The 22,391-nt window shown below is 33.8% G+C and carries 17 protein-coding genes and 1 pseudogene; 4 read left to right on the top strand and 14 right to left on the bottom strand.

The features are described 5' to 3' along the window. Positions 1-12: 12 nt before the first annotated feature. Positions 13-477: a macrodomain Ter protein MatP gene (gene matP / locus A9G31_RS01255; protein ID WP_034913031.1), complete on the bottom strand. Its 465-nt coding sequence runs from the start codon at positions 475-477 to the stop codon at positions 13-15. A 147-nt stretch (positions 478-624) separates the two neighbouring features. Between matP and A9G31_RS01250 the strand changes: the two genes are divergently transcribed. After that, a complete protein-coding gene (locus A9G31_RS01250; RefSeq protein WP_034913028.1) occupies positions 625-2,313 on the top strand; it encodes an amidohydrolase in 1,689 nt (562 codons plus the stop codon). Between the two features lie 520 nt (positions 2,314-2,833). Further along, positions 2,834-4,195 carry an APC family permease gene (locus tag A9G31_RS01245; protein ID WP_034913025.1) on the top strand — a complete coding sequence of 454 codons (1,362 nt, stop codon included), beginning with the start codon at positions 2,834-2,836 and terminating at the stop codon, positions 4,193-4,195. A 122-nt stretch (positions 4,196-4,317) separates the two neighbouring features. Here A9G31_RS01245 and A9G31_RS01240 read toward each other — a convergent pair whose 3' ends face one another. From A9G31_RS01240 to A9G31_RS01190, 11 genes are all read right to left on the bottom strand, one after another. Next, a complete protein-coding gene (locus A9G31_RS01240; RefSeq protein WP_034913021.1) occupies positions 4,318-4,581 on the bottom strand; it encodes an HPr family phosphocarrier protein in 264 nt (87 codons plus the stop codon). A gap of 139 nt (positions 4,582-4,720) precedes the next feature. Beyond that, on the bottom strand, positions 4,721-5,659 hold the full coding sequence (locus tag A9G31_RS01235; protein WP_065560081.1) for a phosphatidate cytidylyltransferase: 939 nt from the start codon (positions 5,657-5,659) through the stop codon (positions 4,721-4,723). Positions 5,660-5,719: 60 nt separating this feature from the next. Further along, the gene (locus tag A9G31_RS01230; RefSeq protein ID WP_065560080.1) at positions 5,720-6,205 is read right to left on the bottom strand and encodes a hypothetical protein; all 486 of its coding nucleotides are present in this window, start codon (positions 6,203-6,205) and stop codon (positions 5,720-5,722) included. After that, positions 6,192-7,529, bottom strand: coding sequence for a phosphatase PAP2/dual specificity phosphatase family protein (locus A9G31_RS01225; protein WP_065560079.1), 1,338 nt, complete (start codon positions 7,527-7,529; stop codon positions 6,192-6,194). The genes A9G31_RS01230 and A9G31_RS01225 overlap by 14 nt, the downstream gene beginning before the upstream one ends. Next, entirely contained in the window at positions 7,529-9,280 is a 1,752-nt protein-coding gene (locus tag A9G31_RS01220) for a bifunctional alpha/beta hydrolase/class I SAM-dependent methyltransferase (RefSeq protein ID WP_065560078.1), read from the bottom strand. The genes A9G31_RS01225 and A9G31_RS01220 overlap by 1 nt, the downstream gene beginning before the upstream one ends. 11 nt (positions 9,281-9,291) lie before the next feature. Further along, positions 9,292-9,900, bottom strand: coding sequence for a CDP-alcohol phosphatidyltransferase family protein (locus A9G31_RS01215; protein WP_065560077.1), 609 nt, complete (start codon positions 9,898-9,900; stop codon positions 9,292-9,294). Between the two features lie 79 nt (positions 9,901-9,979). Continuing rightward, positions 9,980-14,254 carry an acyl-CoA dehydratase activase-related protein gene (locus A9G31_RS01210; RefSeq protein WP_065560111.1) on the bottom strand — a complete coding sequence of 1,425 codons (4,275 nt, stop codon included), beginning with the start codon at positions 14,252-14,254 and terminating at the stop codon, positions 9,980-9,982. Between the two features lie 188 nt (positions 14,255-14,442). After that, positions 14,443-15,162: an epoxyqueuosine reductase QueH gene (locus A9G31_RS01205; RefSeq protein ID WP_065560076.1), complete on the bottom strand. Its 720-nt coding sequence runs from the start codon at positions 15,160-15,162 to the stop codon at positions 14,443-14,445. Between the two features lie 286 nt (positions 15,163-15,448). Further along, positions 15,449-16,639 (bottom strand): ABC transporter permease, encoded by a 1,191-nt coding sequence (locus A9G31_RS01200; RefSeq protein ID WP_065560075.1) that lies wholly within the window; start codon positions 16,637-16,639, stop codon positions 15,449-15,451. Next, positions 16,636-17,796 carry an ABC transporter permease gene (locus A9G31_RS01195; RefSeq protein WP_065560074.1) on the bottom strand — a complete coding sequence of 387 codons (1,161 nt, stop codon included), beginning with the start codon at positions 17,794-17,796 and terminating at the stop codon, positions 16,636-16,638. The genes A9G31_RS01200 and A9G31_RS01195 overlap by 4 nt, the downstream gene beginning before the upstream one ends. Before the next feature lie 42 nt (positions 17,797-17,838). Beyond that, positions 17,839-18,816 carry an HlyD family secretion protein gene (locus A9G31_RS01190; RefSeq protein ID WP_065560073.1) on the bottom strand — a complete coding sequence of 326 codons (978 nt, stop codon included), beginning with the start codon at positions 18,814-18,816 and terminating at the stop codon, positions 17,839-17,841. 276 nt (positions 18,817-19,092) lie between these two features. Between A9G31_RS01190 and A9G31_RS01185 the strand changes: the two genes are divergently transcribed. Further along, positions 19,093-20,505 carry an EmmdR/YeeO family multidrug/toxin efflux MATE transporter gene (locus A9G31_RS01185; RefSeq protein WP_218056334.1) on the top strand — a complete coding sequence of 471 codons (1,413 nt, stop codon included), beginning with the start codon at positions 19,093-19,095 and terminating at the stop codon, positions 20,503-20,505. 105 nt (positions 20,506-20,610) lie between these two features. Here the strand turns inward: A9G31_RS01185 and A9G31_RS01180 are convergent, their stop codons facing one another. After that, positions 20,611-21,498, bottom strand: coding sequence for a LysR family transcriptional regulator (locus A9G31_RS01180; RefSeq protein WP_081299291.1), 888 nt, complete (start codon positions 21,496-21,498; stop codon positions 20,611-20,613). A gap of 189 nt (positions 21,499-21,687) precedes the next feature. Between A9G31_RS01180 and A9G31_RS01175 the strand changes: the two are divergent. After that, positions 21,688-22,044, top strand: a pseudogene (locus tag A9G31_RS01175) (alpha/beta hydrolase); the annotation flags it as partial. 39 nt (positions 22,045-22,083) lie between these two features. Here A9G31_RS01175 and A9G31_RS01170 read toward each other — a convergent pair. Next, the coding region (locus tag A9G31_RS01170) for an integrase core domain-containing protein (protein WP_141671333.1) at positions 22,084-22,391 on the bottom strand (308 nt) is incomplete at its 5' end.

The following is a 22,391-nucleotide window of genomic DNA, read 5'->3' as shown; positions in this document are numbered from 1 at the left end:
CTGTTGTTTGTATTATTTACTATCAATATTTACATCTAGGAGTGACAGTAAATCATCTTTAATTGTTGATACTTTCGTTGCATATTGTTCTTTCTGCTCTGCATCTTCAATTAGTTGAGTAATGGTTTGTGACAACGTGCATCCACGGCGTTTAGCTAAATTAGCCAATCGTTGCCAAACTAAAAATTCCAAATCAATGGATTTTTTTCGAGTATTTTGTTGTTCTGCATTAAAATGACGCTTTCGCCTTGCCCGAATAGTTTGCTTCAGGCGATTATCTAAGTCAGGATTTAAATGCTGTTTTATCCAATCAACAACACCAGTTGGGTTATGTTCCAACAACAATAACTCATTGACCGCATGTTGCGCAGCACTTTTTTCAATATAGCGTGTAATTAACTCGCCTTCTAAGTGCCTTTTAACTAGGTAATTCCATTTCCAACCGCATTCAAGGTTTTCTAACTGTTGATATTTCATCCGTTCACCTTGTGACGCTGTAACTAAATAGCTATTTGTAGCATAATCTGCTCACACAATAAAGAAAATTATTGCGTTTGACAAATTTTTTATAAATCTGTTATCGTGAGCCTTTCATTTCGATCTTTATTTAAGGAATTCTACATAATGGCTAAAGCTGATGTTATTTATATTAATGGCTATATTTACACCGCAGATAAGCAAGACAGCGTGTGTGACGCTATCGCAATTGAAAATGGCTATATTATTGCAACAGGCTCCACGCAAGAAATAAATAACAGTCACTATGTTGATAATCATACAATAATTTATGATTTGCAAGGCAAGACAATGATGCCAGGCATTATTGACTCACATTTACACACCTTTTGGGGTGGCATGCAATTATCATCATGTAATTTAAATTACCAAAGTTTAACTATTAATGAGACTTTAGCTATTATTCAAGACTATTTAGATAAAGATCATCCCAATCATAACGCTAATTGGTTGCAAGTCCGTGGTTGGTTACGCCAAGAAGTCTTGCCAATTGGTACAGATATTACTCGTTTTGATCTTGATAAACTCAATACAAAACGCCCTGTTATTTTGTTTTCAAATGATTGTCATACTTTGGTTGCTAACAGCATAGCATTAGAAAAATTTGGTTTAGATAGAGACACTCCGGAACCATCGGATGGTAAAATTGGTCGTACTGATGAAGGTGAATTAAATGGTATATTAGAAGATGCTCCAGCCATGCGTGCTTTTGATAGTATTTCTAAATTAACTGATGAACAAGCACTTAATATTGCTAAATTATCGCAAGCAGAATTAAATAAACAAGGCGTTACTGCTGTTATGGATGCTCGAATTACTGAAACTCAAGCCGATGCCTTTTTAAGACTACAGCAACAAGATGGGCTTTCTATCCGCCTGTTCGGAGCTCGGGAATTGCCACCTGATGATGTATCATCAATCGCCGATATTCCAAATGTCATTGAGAAAGTAAAACAGTTTGCCGCTCGTTATGATGATAAAAACTGGCAACCTAAACCAGGCATTAAAATATCACATACTAAGTTATTTGTAGATGGCGTAATGCAAGCACCTTTGATGACGGCACGATTACTTAAACCATATCAGTTAGAAAACGAAAAAGATCGTTACGGTGATCTTTATTATTCCACTGAAATGTTAGATGCATTAATACTTGAATCCGCAAAAGCAGGTTTTCATCCACATATGCATACTGTTGGTGAAGGGGCAATTGAAGTAGTACTTGACGCTATTGAAAAAATGCGAAAAGCCTTACCTGATGCAGATATCCGTCCAAGCACTGCACATAACGAACTAAGCGCAACACACCAGTTTGCTAGATATAAACAATTAAATGCTTGCGTAGTATTTTCTTTCCAGTGGGCTGGTTGTAGTTCAGCAATGGTTGAGCAGTATCAAACTCTATTTGGTCCAGAACGTTATAATGGATTAGAAGCGCACGGGCAATACATTGATGCTGGTGTAAACTGTGCATTTGGTAGCGATTGGCCAATTGATCCTTTAAACGAATGGTATGATTTCCAAATTGCTATGACTCGACAAATTGATGCTGATCATCCACGATTAGACAGCGATCGTAATTTAACCATTACTGAAGTATTGCGTAGTGCTACTATCAATGCTGCATATGTATTAAATCAAGATGAATATATTGGTTCAATTGAAAAAGGTAAATTTGCTGATTTAATTATTTTAGATCGCAACCCATTTACCATACCAGCTAATGATATCCAAAACGTTAACGTGTTAACAACTATTGTTGGCGGTAAAACGGTTTATCAAAATGATGTAATTTAAAATTTAAATTTTTTATGTCAAATTACTACACCACAATTATTAGTGGTGTAGCATAAATAATTATCCAAGCTTTAATCAACTTCAATTGCTTTTGATTTTTCTGTTTCCACCGCTGTCGTTTTTGTGAAATGTAAGATAGCAGCAATAATCAATGCTCCGATAAACATATCAATCACATACCATATGGCTCCTGACCATACCTCCTAATTCCACTAAAGATCAATACAATAATCTACACTTATTTTATAAACTGATTTGTTAAATTAGTATTTCTGTTGCTACTCAAATGTAAAAATAGAAATTCAAAGTTTTAACTAACCAGTTTAAATTAAATAAGTCTTAATTAGCAGCTAATATACTTTAAAGTTTATAATTTGCCCGCTTTAATATTTTTACAAAAAATTAGCTTGCATAATTATTATAATATGGCAGAATTCCCTGCCGCTTTAAGCGGGTAAAAAGGCAAAACTATACTTAGTAGTTTTTTATTGTTTTTTGGGACAGAGGAGCAAAGTAAGTCATGTCCGCAATAAAAATGAAACGAGTTTTAACCACACCTGCATTAATTGCATTTGGTTTAGCTTATATGGTTCCTTTAGGGATCTTTACCACTTATGGGGAAGTCACTGTTGCCAGTAATGGACACTTACCTATAGCCTATATCATCACCCTTGCCATGATTTTTTTCACTGCATTAAGCTATTGTCGTATGGCAAATAAGCTACCTATTGCTGGTTCTGCTTATTCTTATGTACAACGTACTTTTGGTGGAAAAGCTGGATTTTTGGTGGGTTGGGCACAAATCCTTGATTACCTATTTTTGCCAATATTAAATTATTTGGTTTTAGGTATTTATCTTCACGACCGATTCTGTTTTATTCCAGCCTACGTTTTTGTATTGGCATCTCTTTTGGGGGTCAGTGTATTAAACTATCTTGGAATTAAACTAATTAATTGTGTAAACGTTACCTTGAATGTATTGCAAGTTTTTTTCATCATATTATTTATCATTTTGACAGTGACTAATGTTGATTTGACATCGGAAACAATGCTAAAACCATTATTAGTTAATACTGATGATTTTAGTGGATTACTATCTGGTGCAGCAATATTGTGTTTAGCTTTTTTAGGATTTGATGCAATAGCAACCCTAGCCGAAGAGTCTAATGATGCACGAAAATCATTACCTAAAGCCATTATCTTTACCGTATTAATTGCTGGTTGTATCTTCTTAGTTGTTTCATATTGTGCACACTTAGCCTATCCTCAGTGGACAGATTTTGTAGATAATAAAGATACAGCAAGTCTAGACGTAGTTCGTCGAGTTGGTGATATTAGTAAATTGGGGGGGGAATTTATGTATAACTTCTTCCAAACAGCTTATATAACTGGAGTTTTTGCATCAGCAATGACTGCGCAAACTAGCGTGTCACGGATTTTCTATGCAATGGGACGTGAAGGGGTGCTACCTAAACAGATTTTTTATAAAATTCACCCACGCTTTAGAACGCCTTATTTATCAATTATCTTTGTTGCTTGCTTTTCATTGCTATCATTAGTATTAGACCTTAGTTTAGTGGTTTCAATGATAAGCTTTGGCGCATTAGTAGCTTTTACTTTTGTCAATTTATGTGTGATTAAAAGCTACCTTGGTGGTAATAATGCAAAAACAGCATCGATGCTATTTAAGTATGGACTGTTACCTGCAATTGGCGTTTTGCTTTCATTGTGGTTGTGGACAAGTCTTGATGCAACAGCGATGATTGTTGGTTTAGCTTGGTTAGCAATTGGGGTTATTTATTTAATTTATCTAACTAAAGGTTTTACCAAAACGTTGCCTTCAATTGATCATAGCGAATTGAATTCAATAATCAAAAATTAACTTAATCTTTTTAAATTAGGTCTACTTAAAAGTATCTAGTTACGCCTTTCAAAAAACAACTCCGTCGACTTAAGTCGACGGAATCAAATAAAAAAATAATTATTAGCTAGCTAATGTTGTAATTACTCACCAAAACCAGTTGCAAATAGTTCACGGATTTCGTCCATTGCTGCTTGTTCATCTTCACCATCACAGATGATTTCAACAGTTGAACCACCTTTAACACCAGCACCTAGTAAACCCATCATACTTTTTAATTTAATTGCTTTATCATTATAAACAAGCTCAATTGATGATTTATAACGACCAGCTAATTTAACTAGAGTTGTTACAGGGCGAGCATGCAAGCCCGTTGAATTTTTTACTACCATTTGCTCTTTTAACATAATAAAGTCCTTATTTATATTTTAAAGTTAAAACTATAACTGTATTTATATCATAAATTAAACGATTTTGCTCTTTTTTTGCATGTGAATTTGTATAATTTAGATAAACTAGTTTGCTTATTTAAAGTTAATATTAAAGTTAGACCCAAAAATAACGTACAAGATGAAAAAAGATCGGTGCGGCAAAACAAACAGAATCTAAACGATCGAGCACACCACCATGACCACTAATTAAATTTCCCCAATCTTTTATACCTCTATCTCGTTTGATGGCAGACATAACCAAACCACCCAAAAAACCCAATAATGTAAGCATGAGTGAAATAAAACCTGCTTGGATAAAACTAAAAGGTGTGATCCAAAATAGGCACGCACCAATTAAACTTGCTGATAAGGTTCCTCCAATAAATCCTTCAACCGTTTTAGATGGCGATAAATTTGGACTAATTTTATGTTTACCGAATAATTTTCCAAACACATATTGCAACACATCTGAAAGCTCTACAACCAATACTAAAAAAGCAATCAAAAGAAGATTGCGATCCTGATAATTATCAATTGGTAATATTAATAATGCTGGTACGCAAGAAATATTATATACTGTAATCATTAATCCCCATTGTACTTCAGCTGTTCTCTCCAAAAAATTATAAGTTGAACCGGTTATTGCCGCCAAAATGGCTAATAATAAAAAACCATAAACAGGGATAAAAATACTAAATAATCCATACCACGATATAGCAACTAAAATATATTGCAAAGGTAAAGCAATGAAATAGGCAAATACCAATGCATAAGAATCATAACGACTAGCAGGCGTTAAAATTAAAAACTCTCGTAATGCAATAGCAGATGCTACGAAAAACAGAAAAACTACCGCAAATTTTCCTATCAAGAATGCAATACCTATAACAGCCACAATTACCCACCATGCATTAATGCGAGTGATAAGATTATCAATTACACTATTTGGACTACTAAGATGCCGTTTTAATAGCCAACCTACAGTAGAGGCAATAACAAGTAAAATACCAATACCAGCAAATAATAATAAGGTATCATTTTGATAATTAGGCATATTCCTTTCTCCTTATTACTTGTCCGCTGTTAAATATGAACCAATTTTACTTTAACTGAATTACCAAGATTGAATAATGCCACTAAACCATGCTCCTATTAATAATATAATTTGTATAATCAGTAATGTTATTTGTTTTCTAAATAACCTTAACGTACCTTGTTGGCGTTCAATGATAGTCCGTTTTGTTAACTGATTGGACTTAATTAAATGAAGGGTTAACAGTGCATTATCTAACTCAATAAGTGTATTGGAGAGTTGTTTGTTGCGAGTAGACAAATAATTAAACAGTTGTTTATCAAATTGAATTCGTAATGTGTAATAAATCCCAATCAATCCCATAATAAAGGCAGCAAAACAAAATAAGGTTAATGGTAAAGCATCGTTAATCATCCAATTTGAGATCAATCCAAAGCATAATGCTGTAATAGTAAAAATTAACAATAATAAACCAGTAGATAAACTGATAGTCAGTAAACTACAAAATGTCACAAGTGATGTTTGACAATCTGTTGTAAATTTTTTGGGTTCATCATGATTTAACATACTGACTTCCTTTTTTTATTTGTAAAAACCAGTCTAACAAAATTATTCGTTGCTTGGCTGTAATAACAATTGTATGACGGCGTTCTTTTACCATACTTATTGCTTCATCTAAGTTCGATGCTCTTTTAGTTAACAATAACCAAGCAATAATAGCGGTAGCACTGCGCGAATATCCCAAAGCACAACAGACTAATAATTTACCTTTTTTGTAATACTGATTAATAATTTCAGCTGCTTGCTGACATTGTTCAATCGTCAATGGCGTCATATCTAATACAGGGATGAGATTGTACTGACCATTAAAATGAGGAATTGGTAATTCAGCGCAAAGATCAACAATTGAGAAAAAATGATTTATGCGTAAAGTATTATTGGAAGGTATTCTACCTAAATAAACATTATCACAAATCAAATCTACCGACTTATTTTTAAATGTCCACAATCGTGAATTAACCCATATAATCACAAAATAAGGCAGATATAAAATAGTAACTACAAGATTAAATTTTCCATTAGTCTGTTTTTGAAAACCGACTGTACCAACTAATAAATAGTTTACTGAAACTAATAAAAATGCAACAGAAAACCATAATAACCACAATGCCCATGAATAAAAGTAAATAGCAATAGAAAAGGAAAATGCGAACAGTAAAAAATAAACGCTACTCCAAAAATACTGTTTAGGTAATTGGTAATTTTTTATTGGTGATAGACTATCATTTGGCCATAACCAAATACAGAAACACCCTACTCCGACCCCTGTAGGGACGTCAAAAAAGTGATGTTGCCAAGTTGTTAATACAGATAAAGCAATTAATAAACACCAAATATGTAAAATATAACGCCTCACACCACGAAAATAGCTAGCATAAAATTGCCATAAAATAACCAATAATGTAATGTGAAGCGATGGCGCTTGATTAAAAGGTTTATCAAATCCCATCAAAATATCAAATAATAATCCCGATAATCCATCTAATGTTGGGCGCTCAAAAGAAAACTTAAGCGGAAAAATCAAAAAACAGATAATACAAATAATCTGAGCGGATAAAAGTCGAAGACAAAGTATTTTTAGAGCTCGATGAGAGCAAACAAGTAATATTGCTAGTCCATACATAAGGTCTATCGACCAATAAGGTACGATAGACCAAGACCACAATGGAATTGAATGTTCCCATTTAAAAACTATACTTCCTACATCACTACGTGTAGAGGTAAACCAATTGGCAAAATTATAGCTAGTAAAAAAGAAAATAGCTAAACAAATTAACCATATAAACTTATAAATAGTTAGCTTATTAAATCCTAGTTTTACTTTATCCATTATTTTATTCGTTGTGCTAGCGATACAGTAAAAATCCCCCACTGATCAATACGCATTGTTATTTTTTTAAACCCAGCAGTTGCAACCAACTGATCCATTTCACGTTGAGTTCGTCTTCGCATAATCCATGGTTGACCATCACGATGTGATGTTAACGCTCTTGCTATAAATTCCAATTGAGGATGCCATGGCTGATTGGTATAAATTAAATATCCCCCTTCAGGTATTGAGTCAGCAAGGCCAGATAAAGAGTTACGTATCAACTGATTATCACTAAACAGCTCATACAAACCAGATACAACAGCTAAAGTTGGTTTAGGTGATAATTGGGCTAGTTGCTCACGATTAAAAGCATCACCTTTTTCAAAACGTGCTATATTTACTAATCCTTTCTCTTCTATTAATGTTTGACCTGCAAGCACATTAATATCACTATAATCTCGTAGTAAAATCGAATTGGGTTTATTGGCAATTTGATTAATCGTTTCTAAAATATAACGCCCATGCCCTGCTGCTACATCAACAATATCGATAGAATAGTTCTGATCATATAATTTATTGATAGCTAGTTTTAATAACTCTTCAAGATGTACTTTTCGTTGTCGAATTCCTCGCCAACCAATAGATTGTAAATAAACATAATCAAAAAAACGCCCCAATTTTGATGTTCCCGATGGTTCATTACGGTAAACATAATCAAGCGTACTACCCGAATCAAATCCCGTATCGATACCAAGCCTAATTCCGTCAGATATTTTACTGACATATTTTAAATTGGCTTTAATAAACTTCCAGTATATAGGTTTAATCAAACCCGATGGAGGCATCGTTAAATTATCTGCTTCTTGCCTAGTATATCCTACAAGATCAGCATTAACTAATGGCGGTACACAAATTTGATTGGCGAAACAACCAATAATAAATCGTCTTGCACGATCGATAGCGAATTTTCGTTCTTTTTCGCCAAATGTATCATGATAAAACCCTGGGAGAATGTGAAATTCTTTTTGTTGTGTGCCCAAATTATCGTAAAACTGTCTTTGCGGTTTTCGTCTTACTACATAATCCGATCCAGAAACTAACAATTGTGTTGGGACGGTAATTGCATTTGCATCTTTAACAACACGATCTGATACTGAATATAAATCAAGCAAAAGTCGTACAGAAATAGGTCGAGTAATTAATGGGTCTTTTGTAAACGAAGTTGCTCTTTCTAAATCATGCGTTAATAAATTAGGTTTGACATAACTATTAACAAAAAAATTCCCTTTCAAATTATATAGTAATTTCAATCCTGGCACCGCTAATGGTACATATAATTTTACGCTAAAAGCTGGTGAACCTAATACCAAGGCACGAATATTTGGCACATAGTCATGTATCCATGCCGAAGCAATCACAGCACCAACACTTTGGGCTATAATAGCAATATCTTCTTGACGGAGGTTATACTCCTGCATGATGTGTTCAATGAAACAGTTAGCATCTTTAATTAATGTTGCAAAATTAGGAGCATCACCTCGCTCACCTTCTGATTGACCATTACCTCTAGCATCCCAAGCAAAGATTTGATAATCTGGTAGATTTAATTCATCAGCAAGATGTGCAACACGTCCTGAATGTTCATGCCCACGATGAAAAATGACTATTGCTTTAGGTTGATTAGCATTGCTATCAATAACAGACCAATAGCGATAGAATAACTGACAGCCATCATAACTAATAAATGTTTTTTGTTGCTGTTGACGCATATTTCCCCTCGTTATTTTTGGACTTCTTGAATGCCATTTCGTATTCTGTTAATTACAGTACAAACAAGCAAAATACTAATGATCCATAATAGCGCATTGATGTAACTTAAAGGTAATAAATAAGTGGCAATCGCTAGACTAATTCCACCAAGCACAAATGCTCGATCGCTCTTACCCATTGGTCCATCATACCGCCGTGAAGCACCAATCATAACACCTAGCACGCCACTGTATTCTGTTAATAACGACAATAAAACCACTAAAATGACTAAATAGTTATTGACACATTCAATTTGTGTAAAAATGAGTAACAATGCGCTATCAGACACAACATCACAAATTTCGTTTAAATAAGCACCTAAATTTGATTTTTGGTAATATTCTCTTGCTAATATACCATCAATGGCATTAAGTGCCATACGGATAAACATCCATATTGGAATAAGAAAAAAAATCCATTGATATTTGGCTAATACTCCAACAATGAAAGCGATAAAAATCGATCCAAATCCAGCTATTAATGTTACTTGATTGGCTGTAAAATTTGCTTTATAAAGAGCATTGGCATATGGTCTAAGTAATGCTTGAAATTTTGGTTTTAATTGATAAATCGACAACACAACTAACTGATCCTCCTTGTAAATGCATTACTATGAATAATTTTATACATTATCACATAACCATAAGCCATTATAGTTATTAAACAATACGTTGTAATTGCGTATACTTTAATGAGCTAACCATAAAATGTAAACGATTTAGCACGTTTACTTCTCCTGCCCCATCATCAAAATCCAAATACAATAAATTAAGTTTAGGATTTAAGTCGCGTATACGTTTTTCAACACCTTTTGAAACTACATGATTAGCAATACAGCCAAAAGGTTGCAAACTAATGACATTGTTAATACCATACTCAGCAAAACTCATGATGCCTGCTGGAATCAACCAGCCTTCTCCAAATTGGTTACTTAAATTAAGAATTTGTTCAGCTTTTTTTGCTATATCACGGATATTATGAAATGGTTGATAATATTTAAAATTAGCCAGAATTTGATTAGTTTTATCAATATAACGTTGTGCAATCTTCTCAAAAAAGTGTAATAAATAGGAAAGATACCTTTTCGATTCAAGGTGATTATCAATATTACTATCAAAATTTACAAAGCCTTGAACAAAAAATTCGAGCATTGGAGGTATCACTGGCTCAATGCCTTGATCAATTAACCAATCAATACTGTGTTGGTTACCAAAATTATTATATTTAACATAGATTTCACCTACAATACCAATTTGTGGGCAATTTTTGTTTAGAACTTCTACTTGGTTAAAATCAGCAACTGCTTCGGCTAATAGTGTATAAATTGCTTTATGACCTTTATACTGACTAATAGCCTGCTCTAATTTTCTTATGTAAAGATCCTTGAGTTGATCAACTTGTTGTTTTATCTTTGCTCTAGGCGCTACAGCGTAATACATTTTAGCTAATGAATCAGTAAACAACATAGCAAAAAAAGAAGTTGGCAGTGCTTTAAGCCAATTAATTTTAAAACCTGGCTGTTCACTCTGATTCATGTTCTTAGGACTAAGTGATATGATTGGTATATCTTCAAAACCATTACTAATCATGGCCTTTTTAATTAATGATAGATAACTACTTGCACGACACTGTCCCCCTGTCTGAGTAATTCCAATCGCAACTTCGTCACGATTATACTTACCAGATTGAAGAGCTTTGATAATATCGCCAACAATAATGGTTGCTGGATAGCAAATCTCGTTATTACAATATTTTAATCCCGACTCAACCGAAGTTTTATCTGGTTTTGGCAATGTTTCTAGTTTATAGCCCAATAATGCAAATACTGACGGTAAAATTGGCGAATAAAAGTCAGAAAGAAACGGAGCTAGTATCGTCCTACACTGTTTATCTTGTTTATTAAAAATAGCTATCTTTTTACGTTCAACAGATTTTAATGGCTGTTGGTGATTCATACGGATGGATTCAATTATTGACCGCAAACGTAAGCGAACGGATCCCGTTGCTGAAATTTCATCAACACGAATAATCGTACAGGTTTTGCCTTTTGATTCTAATACCGCCTTACATTCATCGGTGACAATCGCATCAGGTCCGCAACCGAATGAATTGAGTTGAACGAATTGAATATTATTTGCTTGTTGTGCCACAAAGGTTGCCGAAGCATATAAACGATTTGGATAACTCCACTGTGAACAAATTTGTAGTTCTGGTGACAATTGATTGATCGCTCCCAATACCGAATCTTCAGTAATCACATCGCAACCAAGTGCATTTAAGATTTCGGGAGTTTTATGGTTTATTAAACTGTCACTATGATAAGGGCGCCCCGCTAAAACAAATACATAACGTCCTGTTTGTTTAGCATTATTTAAGACCTCAATTGCTTTATTATAAAGTGATTTTTTAAATTTAGATTGAGCAATTATTGCACTAGAAAATGCTTTCTCTGCCACAGCTTTATTAATACCTAACGAAGTTAAATACTTAATACAGCCTTTTTTAAGTAATTTAATATTGGTGAAATTAATAACCGGATGATCAATTGGCAAGCCATATTTAATTTCGGGATTAATCGCACTATTTACCACTTCAGCATAACTACTGACTATTGGACAGTTATAACTATTCACAGCATTATCAAACTGCGCAGACTCAAAAACCACCATGGGCATAAAAATACGATCAACCTTTTGTTCAATAAGTTCCATAATGTGCCCATGTACCAACTTAGCAGGAAAACAAACACTATCAGACATGACTGTTCCTGCCCCTTTTTCATAAATAGCATTGGTCGAAAATGGCGAAAGAGTAACCTTAATGCCACTGTGAGTTAATAACGTATGCCAAAAAGGAAAATTTTCGTATTGTCCTAACACTCGCGGAATGCCAATATTGATTTTTGCATTAGAAGTTGAAATTGCAATACGATCAAATAACAACGCATTTTTATAATCAAACATATTAAATGAATTGTTATCTTTTTGAGGATTATTACTTAAAAAACGTTCACATTTATTGCCTGAATAATAGCGTTGCCCATTAGCAAAACGATAAATTACAATATCGCATTTATTTTCGCACCCTTTACAACGCGAAAGTTTAGCTTTGTTTTCTTCGGCTTTGTGTAAATTGTTTAAACCAATAAATGTTGATGCTATTGGGTTTTGTTGATAGTAATTTTTTGCTACTAATGCTGAGCCATAAGCCCCCATTAATTCAGGTATATTAGAACTCGTAATTTGTGCACCAGTTAATTGTTCTAACGCTCTAAAAACTGCTGAATTTTTAAAAGTTCCTCCTTGTACCACAATATGATCACCTAGTTTTCGCATATCGTGGAGTTTTAATACTTTGTGAATCGCATTTTTTATGACTGAAAAAGCCAACCCAGCTGAAATATCACCAACGGTAGCATTCTCGCGCAAAGCTTGTTTAACTTTAGAATTCATAAAAACAGTGCATCGTGTACCTAAATCGCAAGGGCTTATTGATTTACAAGCCGCATCAGCAAAGTCGATCGTATTAAAATTAAGTGACTTAGCAAATGTTTCAATAAACGACCCACATCCTGATGAACAAGCTTCATTAAGTTCAATATGATTAACAACACCATTGGATATAAAAATAGCTTTCATATCTTGACCACCGATATCCATTACAAAGCTTACCTCAGGATCGATATGTTTTGCAGCGGCAAAATGCGCCATCGTTTCAACAAGTCCATCATCAAAAGCAAAAGCTGCTTTTAATAGCTCTTCGCCATAACCTGTAACACCTGTTCGAGCAATAACAATGTTTTTACTTGATGATGCAATTTCTTGCTTTAATTGTGTTAAACCTTTGCTTAAAGCACCAATAGAGTGACCATTATTTGGTGCATAATAGGTAAAAAGCAACTCATCATCTTCACCAATTAAAGTAATTTTTGTAGTTGTAGATCCACTATCAATACCTAAAAAAGCGTTTTGTTTTTGATAATCAGCTAGCTTAATTTTAGGAATTTCAATATATTTTCTTTGTTTTTTCCAATCATCAAAAGGCAATAATTTATTAAATAATGGATTTAATCTAAAAGACTGATTAGTGGTTATTTTTGTTGAGGCATTTAATTTTGCAATAAAATCAGTAATTGAAAGCTCAGTACGATCCAAAAGATGAATTGCAGCTCCCCAAGCCGACAATAAGGTGGGATGTTCAGTTTTTACAATTTGATCTTCAGTTAGCTTTAAAGTCTCTAAAGCCGCTTTACCAAGTGTTGGAATAAATGAAAATGGTCCACCAATTAACATCACTTTTGGTACAACGTCATAACCACGCGCTAAGGTGTTAACTAACTGAATACAAACGGCATGCAAAACAGAATATGCGATATTTTCTTTTGAAACGTTACGACTAATCAGATTTTGGACATCGGTTTTAGCAAAAACACCACAACGAGAAGCGATTGGGTAAATTTGGTTGTGATTTTGGGCGAGAAGATCGAATTGTTGAACTGGAGTATTAAGTAACGTTGCCATCTGATCGATAAACGCTCCAGTTCCACCAGCACAACTGCCATTCATACGAATATCTGGTGGACGATCTGGGAAGAAGAAGATCATCTTACTATCTTCTCCCCCTATATCAATCAATGTTCTTACTTCGGAATATTTTCGTTGCACAACTTCTGAAGCAGCTACCACTTCTTGAATAAAAGCAATCTCTGCTTTTTCCGAAATCCCCATTCCTGCCGAACCAGTCACTTTCACCGACAAGATAATATTATTGCCAAGTTTTTGTACTATCTCATCTAATAATCGCAACACAGTTGCTATAACATAGGTATTATGGCGAACATAATTGGTATACACAAAGTTATCATGCTCATCAAGTAACACACATTTAGCTGTTGTAGAACCAACATCCAATCCTAACTTATATAGTTTTGACATAATAAACTCACATTTAGCAAGAATATAGCTAACTATTAAAAAATTAATTTTATTTTTATAAATGACAATTATAGCTAAATGTTTAAATTTTTTAATAGTTCTGTTTAAAAAATATCTCTCAGTAGATAATAACAGTGTCAAAAAGTTTCCGGTAACTATACGTTTCAGTATATTTTTATAAATAAATGTTACAAGTCCTTCTCTAATCCTTGCTTAGCTATCGCAATCACATTTTTCAAATCAACACCTTGTGCTTTGGCAGCAAAAATACAACCGCAATAACATTGACGATACACATCATACTCCTTGCATAATTCAATAGAGCGTTTATAACCGTTATTTTTTTTGAAATCAGAAGGTAGATAATTGACCGAAAAGATCTCTTGAATTTCAAACCCCAGTTCGTTTATTTTTTGGCTATTCTTTTTAGGGCTTAGTGTTAAAGCACTTGCAAAATAGTCAAAGCCCAATTCTTGTGCTTTAATTGCGGCCAGATCTAATCGCATTTTGTAACAAATATGACAACGCTCGCCGCCTTCGGGCGCATCACGCAAATGACCAACTTGTTTAATAAATTCTGCTGGCTGATAAGGTGCTTCTAAGAATTGAACGTTATTACCTGTTTTTTGATTAAAGTCAGCAATAAATTTCTGTTGCACCACACTACGGTGCTCATATTCAACTCTAGGATGGATATTAGAATTAGCAAAATAAATCGTAATATCTGCATATTGTGCTAAATACTCTAAAACATAGGTACTACAAGGTGCACAACAACTATGAATTAGTAACTTTGGTCGAACTGATTCTGATTGCCAATTATTAATCACTTCTTTTAAAACAGAATCGTAATTTACTTTATTATGCGGATTTAATTTTTCGAGAATATTTTTAGCATTAATTAACATGAGGACTCATTTATTTTGTTTTCTATTTTTTGGGGTCTAGCTAACTAAGATCTTAGTCGGCCAATTATGATATAGCTATACACACTAACCTTCAAGGGAAAAAACAAAATTCTATATCTAAATTTATGAAACTGACATATTTTTATATATAACAAATGAGGTTTATCATAAAGCTAAAAAAGAAATTCAAACATATTAATACAGCTGCAAATTAGTGCCATTGCTGACGTTGTTGTATCAATCAATTTTTTACTTGATTATTTATAATAAATGAACTATTGCTAATTTAATTTTCTCTCTTAGCATTTGTCGACTTTATCTTTTGAACATAACGTTTTTCTAAAATAAATGCGATACAAAAATAGACAATGGTTAATATCCACAAATGCCAATATTCCTGACTAAATTCGGAAAAACTTGCTCCCATTTGATTTATTTTTACTGACCCAACTATAGCTGGTACAGCTGGAAATATATAGCCAATAAAATGGAACAAAGGAGGCATCAATTCTTTTGGCCAAGATAATCCTGTAACAAAAAAGATAATCATACTTGACGGTATAATTAAGCAAAATACATCACTTACCGTATGGACAAAATGTGAAACAACTTTACCTAATAACGAAGTGGACAAAATAAAAGGAAGAATAAATAGTAAGGAAACAGATAGATGACTTAGGCGCGGTAAGTCATACCAATAGTTAGCAAATACGGTATAAATAATAAAATAGATTAAATAAAGCACTAAATAAGTCAATAATTTACCAGAAAGCAGGAATAATGCCGATGAAACCGTGTGATTCTGTTTATTAATAAAGGCTATTTCAAAATCAGAATTTTTACTAAATAGACGGCATAAAATACTACCGATAAATAATGTCTGATTTAAGATCAAAATAAAAGCGGCTGGAATAATATAGGTTGCATATCCTGATTGAGGATTAAATAAACTAATTAACTGGCTATTAAAAGGAGAAACATTATTATTTGCCACTGCAGGATCGACACCTTGCGCTATTTTGCGTGAAATTGAAATTTTAGCGCCAAAATTACTGGCAACGGTATTAATGGCGGTAGCAACATTACTATAAATTAAAATATAGCTCGCATCACCATAATATGACACTGGGCTAGTTTTTCCTTCTAATATATTCTTTTGAAAACGGTAAGGTATGAGTACAACTCCATATATTTTACGTTCTTCGATAAGTTTTTTAGCCGTTTCTAAGTCTGCAATATGTAAGTCTATATTGATGGACTTATTAGCATCAAGTTGTCTTACTAGATCTCGACTGTAATTGGTATTATCTTGGTCAATAACAGCAATAGGAACATCTCGGATTGCTTCATGTAAATAAGGTTGTGGGTAAAAGATGAAATAGATAAATATTCCCACAAACATAACGCTAACTATCGCTTTGGTTTGGAAAATTCGTTTTAATTCATCATAGGAAATTAATAGTAAAGATTTAATCATATCAACCGCCTACGGATCTTTCGTAAAAAAAGATAAACAAGAATAACCATAACACTTAATTGGATCACTAAATAAACAAACGGTTGTAAGGAAGTTACTATATTTGGCGATCTTAATGTTTGATCAAGACGAATTTGTATATACCATGTTACAGGTAATAAAGCACTCCAAATATAAGCAAAGGTATTCATTGCAATCCGAGGGAAAATAAGCCCAGTAAATCCAAACGCTGGTGATGCTACTAAGCTTGCAGTGCCATAAGCTTGTGCTAGTGTTGATCCCGTTAAACCAAAGAAAATGCCATACAAACATGAAGTCAAAATAAAGCCTATATCACCAAGTATAAGCAATATTAAATGTCCATTTAAAGGTAAATTAAAATTAGCAATTAAAACGGTATCAAATAGAATCAAGCAAAATAAAAAATAGATAAAATAAGGAATAATGCGTCCTAATAAAAAGATAAAAATATTATGATTAGCTAATTTTAATATTTGCTGATACCCCGTTCCAGTAAAACGATCACGAGTAATACTAGTAACCATGGCCATCATAATAATGATTTGTAATATAGTAGGAATTAAACCACTAATTAACGTATATAAATAATTTAAAGTTGGATTATATAAGGGATGTAAACTTGTCGGTATAGTTTGCATTTGGCTTTGTGCAACTGGTGAAGCAATTCCTTTTTCTAATAATCCTTGCAATACTATTTGACTATTTGCTGTTTTCAATGCGGAACTCATCGCCCGAAAAATAATCGTTCCAGCTGACATATACTGATTATTATAAAAAGCGACAACTTCTGGCTGATGACCAGCTATAAGATCTTTTTCAAACTCATGCTGAATGAAAAGCACAGCATAAACATCACCTTTAATCAACGCATGTTTAGCTGAGGTAAGATCTTGATAACGTTCAGCTACCTGTAGCTGAGGTGAAGCCGCAACTTGTTGAATTAATAAGCGAGATGATTTAGTTGTATCTTGATCAACAACAGCAATAGGTACCTGAGTAATAACACCGGCATGGTACATATAAACAAATAAAAAAATAAATAATAAAGGATAGATGAAAACTAATAAACACAAAATACGTTGTTTAATTAATTTACGAAGTTCCCATCCAATTACTTGAAATAGCCGGTGATACATTAATATCGTTCCTTTTTGTCTAAAATCTCGATATTATTCAAGCTAGCGAGATTGCCACTTTGTAGTAACACTCATTCCTGGGCGGAGACCTGACACTTTATTAATTGGTTTAGCACGCATTTCAAAAGTCTTTAAGTCAAAATCACCCGTTGCTTTAGTCGCCTGCCAATTCGCATATTGACCTAAAGCATTTAATACAGTGACTTTAACATCTATAATCTGATTATTTAATGCCGGTACTCTTACTTGAAACGTATCACCAACTTTAAGGTTTCCCAGCAAATCTTCACGTATATTAAAAGTAAACCAAATATCATTTAAATCAATAATAGAATAAAGCGGAGTACCTGGACTGTATAATTGCCCTGTTTCAGCAACTCGAGTCGTAATTTGACCGTTAATTGGAGAAACTAAAGTTAATTCATTAACATCAGCTTTTACTTGCGCCAATGCTGCTTCTGATTGTTCAACTTGCACATCGGCTAATTTTTTCTGTTCTACACTGCTACCGTTTTCGGCTAGTGATAAGTTAGCTTTAGCGGCTTCATAAGCTTTAATGGCCGCTTGATATTGATTAAAGGATTCATCATAGCTTTGCTTTGAAACAGTGCCATTTTTAGCTAAGCGATTAATTCTTTCATAGCTAGTTTGAGCTAAATCTAAATCTGATTTAGCTTTATCTAACTGCGCTTTTTGCACATCAATTGTTTCTGGTCTAGTGCTATAAGTATTATCACGACTCGCCATTGCTACTTTTAATTGCGCTTCTGCTGTTGCAAGCTGAGCTAACAATGCAGGATTTGAAAGAGTAAGAAGAACTTCACCCTGTTTAACATCGTCACCAACATCATAATTAAATTGGTTTACTCGACCTTGAACTCTGGCAGCAACATCAACACGATTAGATTCAACTTCACCTTGCAAAATAATAGTACTAGGTTGATAAGCAAAATATATAATAACAACCATAGCAATAACAGCAATGATCGCTACAATCAAAGAAAAACGTTTTTTATGCATAAATTGGGCTTATAAAGGTTAAAGCAAAATTGCAATATTAGTATTGAAAATAATATAAAGCCAAACACTTAAATACGCAATAAAATATATACTGTTATATGTGTTAACGATTAAAAAATATTTATCTTTATTTAATTTTTAATCATTAATTAAAAATATTTGTATAAATCATTTATCAACTAACCGCAGTATGTTTTTCAAACATAAATTTATTTTTATTCAATAATAGCGTTATAATAAGTTGCATAATTCAATGTGTAAAACCTAGGCCTTAAATTGAATGTTCAATTAATTAACCGTTTAAAAGAATTACAAATATTCAAAAAAAGACATTCAAACAATGTGTTACTATGGCGAGAAATTTACCCCTTAGCCATTCCCATACTCATTGAAAACTTATCCGTTATTTTAATGGGAATTTTTAGTACATTTTTAGTGAGTTGGATAGGCAAAGCCGAAATGGCTGCCGTTGGTCTAGCTGAAAGCTTTAATATGATTATCATGTCATTTTTTATGGCCGTTGCACTTGGAACATCGGTAGTTGTGGCTTTTAGCCTTGGACGCCATAACCGAAAAAAGGCCGTTGTTGCTGCCAGACAATCCATCACATTGCTTGTTATTATCTCAATTTTATTATTCATTTTTATTGAATTTTCAGGTTATTGGATTATTGAAATTATTGCAGGTAAAGCCGATCCCGACGTAAAGGAGTTATCATTAACTTTTCTTCAATTAACTGTACTAGGTTATCCTGCTCTAGCTTTTATATTAATCGGTTGTGGTGCTCTACGAGGGGCCGGAAATACCAAAATCCCAATGTACCTAAACATTATTATGAATATCTTAAATATATCTATAAGTTACATATTAATTTACGGTATATTTGATTGGCAAGGTTTGGGATTCATTGGCGCAGGAATTGGATTAACGACATCACGCTATTGCGGTATGTTTTTTATATTATTACTACTTACCATTAAACCAAGCAGAGCTCTTTTTATACCCTTTAGAAGTTATTTTCACTCATTTAATAGCAAAATCCTTATCGATATTTTAAGTATCGGTCTACCCGCGAGTGTTGAATCGGTAATGTTCAACATCGGTAAATTACTCACCCAAACTTTTGTTGCTGGAATGGGTACATCAAGTATAGCCGCCAATTTTATTGCCTTTTCAATTGCAGGTCTGCTTAATTTACCTGGCAGTACATTAGGTGCTACTTCTACTATCATCGTCGGTAAGCGCACAGGTATGGGGCAAATATCTCAACCTACCAGACAACTTAAATTTATCTTTCATTTAACCAATTTTATATTATGCTTTTTGGCTTTTTTATCAATACCTTTTGCTGGCTTATTAAGTTCACTATACACCAACGACCAAGAAGTTATCGATATAGCCAAACATCTGCTTTGGTTTAATGCCTTATTCACCCCATTTTGGGCATCTTCATTTGTCTTGTCATACGGTTTTAAAGGTGCCAAAGATGCCAATTACACCATGTGGGTTGCTATAGCCAGCATGTGGATGTGTCGAATCGTTGTTGGTTATATTTTTGGCGTTTACCTTGGCTTCGGCGTACTTGGTGTATGGTTTGGAATGTTCCTTGATTGGATCATAAGAAGCACATTCTTCTACCATCGACTAACCAGTGGCAAATGGTTATGGCGTTACAAAAAGCGAATTTAGACATGAAATAAGTAATATTACATATAAAGATATTGAAAATAAAATCGCTTGTAAGTTTTTAAAAAATTATTCTAATAATCAAGTGTAGACAATTTCAATCTCCCTTTAAATTTTCAATGCGTCAATAACAGCTCGTAGCGCAGGAGATATATTTCTATTAGGGTAATAGATATACGATGCTTCGAGCTTAAGACTAAAACGTTGTAGCACTCTAATGAGAACGCCTTTTTCTATATCATCCGCTACCAATTCTTCTGGTACATAGGCTAACCCCAATCCAAAGCGAGCAGCTTTAGCTTCCAAATAACTATCAGCAAAAACCCATTTTCCCTCAGGTCGGTGGGTAATTTTTTCGCCATCTTGATAAAGCTCCCACGAGTACAAACTTCCGTCACCAAGTTGATATGCAATGCAAGGATGTGCCACTAAATCTGCTGGTATTTGTGGAAATCCATAGCGACGAAAGTGGTCGGGAGTGCCAACAATTGCCATTTCCATATCTGGGTAAATACGTACAGCAACCATGCCATCGTTAATTTCTGGACCTAGGCGCACACCGGCATCAAATCTCTCAGAAATAATATCAACAAACCTGCTTTCATTGATAAGTTCCAATCGGATATCAGGATAAAGTTGTTGAAATACCGCTAACTTAGGTAATAGCACTTTATCTATAACATGCTGGCTAGCATTGATGCGAACAGTACCTGATGGAGTATTACGATAATAAGCTAGAGAGGTTAGTCCGTCATTTAATGCATCAAATCCAGACAGTACTTTTTGATAAAATTGTCCACCCGCCTGCGTCAGAGATAATTTGCGCGTTGTGCGAACCAAAAGCTGTAAACCAAGGCGCTTTTCAAGCTCACGGATAGAACGACTTATCCCTGATTGTGCAAGCCCAAGCCGTTTTGCTGCAGCGGTAAAGCTTCCTTCCTGTACAACAATCATAAACAGGTAAAGATCATTGTAGTTTTCTCGCTTAGTTAGCAAAGTATTTTTTTACTCTTATTTATAACAATTTAGTATTAATCTTAGCATTTTTTCCCCACTAATCAATACTATTAATATTAATTATAATAATTACTAATACAATTTCTGCTGAGTTATCTAAATATAATCTATATCAGTAAAAGAAATGAGTAATAAGAGCTTTTAGCAAAATTTGTTCCACCAACTACTATACTATTCACACCAATAAGTGGAGTTATAACTATGAGTACTGATAAGATAAATCAAATTTCACCTTTATCACTGTTCGAAAAATGGGACAAGACCTTTCCTAAAAGTACAAAAGTTAATCACCGTAAAGTCGCCTTTCAGAACCGTTATGGAATTATATTAATCGGCGATCTTTATATTCCCAAAAATCAAAATGAATGCGAATTAGCTGCAATCGCAATCAGCGGACCTTTTGGTGCAGTAAAAGAACAAGCGAGCGGGCTATACGCTCAAACACTAGCCGAACAAGGTTTTATTACGTTGGCTTTTGATCCATCTTATACCGGAGAAAGTGGTGGCTACCCACGTAATGTTGCTGTAAATACCCCAAACTTAGTACACAACTCACGTAGAAAATTAAGCTGCTTGTTTTAGTGTTTTATACTCAATCGGTGTCATGTTATTTAATGCCTCATGCGGTCTTTCGGTGTTATAAATCGTTAGCCATTCTTCGGTTATTTTCCTAGCTTGTGCTAAGTTGTTAAAAAGATATAAATCGAGTACTTCAGTACGATAGGTACGATTAAATCGTTCAATAAAGCCATTTTGATAAGGGCTACCGGGCTGGATATAATCAATGGTTATATCATGTGATTTAGCCCAGTTTATAAAGGTTTTTCCTGTAAATTCTGGCCCATTATCGACCCGTATTTTTAATGGATATC

The organism is Gilliamella sp. Gris1-4 (assembly GCF_001690335.1).
Classification (GTDB): domain Bacteria; phylum Pseudomonadota; class Gammaproteobacteria; order Enterobacterales; family Orbaceae; genus Gilliamella; species Gilliamella apicola_P.
This window is presented reverse-complemented; position numbering and strand designations above follow the sequence as displayed.

Excerpts from the sequence above, each read along its gene's own strand:
- A9G31_RS01250 (WP_034913028.1), top strand. The coding sequence starts at position 625 with ATGGCTAAAGCTGATGTTATTTATATTAATGGCTATATTTACACCGCA.
- A9G31_RS01195 (WP_065560074.1), bottom strand. The coding sequence starts at position 17,796 with ATGTATCACCGGCTATTTCAAGTAATTGGATGGGAACTTCGTAAATTA.
- A9G31_RS01245 (WP_034913025.1), top strand. The coding sequence starts at position 2,834 with ATGTCCGCAATAAAAATGAAACGAGTTTTAACCACACCTGCATTAATT.
- A9G31_RS01190 (WP_065560073.1), bottom strand. The coding sequence starts at position 18,816 with ATGCATAAAAAACGTTTTTCTTTGATTGTAGCGATCATTGCTGTTATT.
- A9G31_RS01210 (WP_065560111.1), bottom strand. The coding sequence starts at position 14,254 with ATGTCAAAACTATATAAGTTAGGATTGGATGTTGGTTCTACAACAGCT.
- A9G31_RS01200 (WP_065560075.1), bottom strand. The coding sequence starts at position 16,639 with ATGATTAAATCTTTACTATTAATTTCCTATGATGAATTAAAACGAATT.
- A9G31_RS01220 (WP_065560078.1), bottom strand. The coding sequence starts at position 9,280 with ATGCGTCAACAGCAACAAAAAACATTTATTAGTTATGATGGCTGTCAG.
- A9G31_RS01230 (WP_065560080.1), bottom strand. The coding sequence starts at position 6,205 with ATGTTAAATCATGATGAACCCAAAAAATTTACAACAGATTGTCAAACA.
- A9G31_RS01240 (WP_034913021.1), bottom strand. The coding sequence starts at position 4,581 with ATGTTAAAAGAGCAAATGGTAGTAAAAAATTCAACGGGCTTGCATGCT.
- A9G31_RS01205 (WP_065560076.1), bottom strand. The coding sequence starts at position 15,162 with ATGTTAATTAATGCTAAAAATATTCTCGAAAAATTAAATCCGCATAAT.
- matP (WP_034913031.1), bottom strand. The coding sequence starts at position 477 with ATGAAATATCAACAGTTAGAAAACCTTGAATGCGGTTGGAAATGGAAT.
- A9G31_RS01235 (WP_065560081.1), bottom strand. The coding sequence starts at position 5,659 with ATGCCTAATTATCAAAATGATACCTTATTATTATTTGCTGGTATTGGT.
- A9G31_RS01225 (WP_065560079.1), bottom strand. The coding sequence starts at position 7,529 with ATGGATAAAGTAAAACTAGGATTTAATAAGCTAACTATTTATAAGTTT.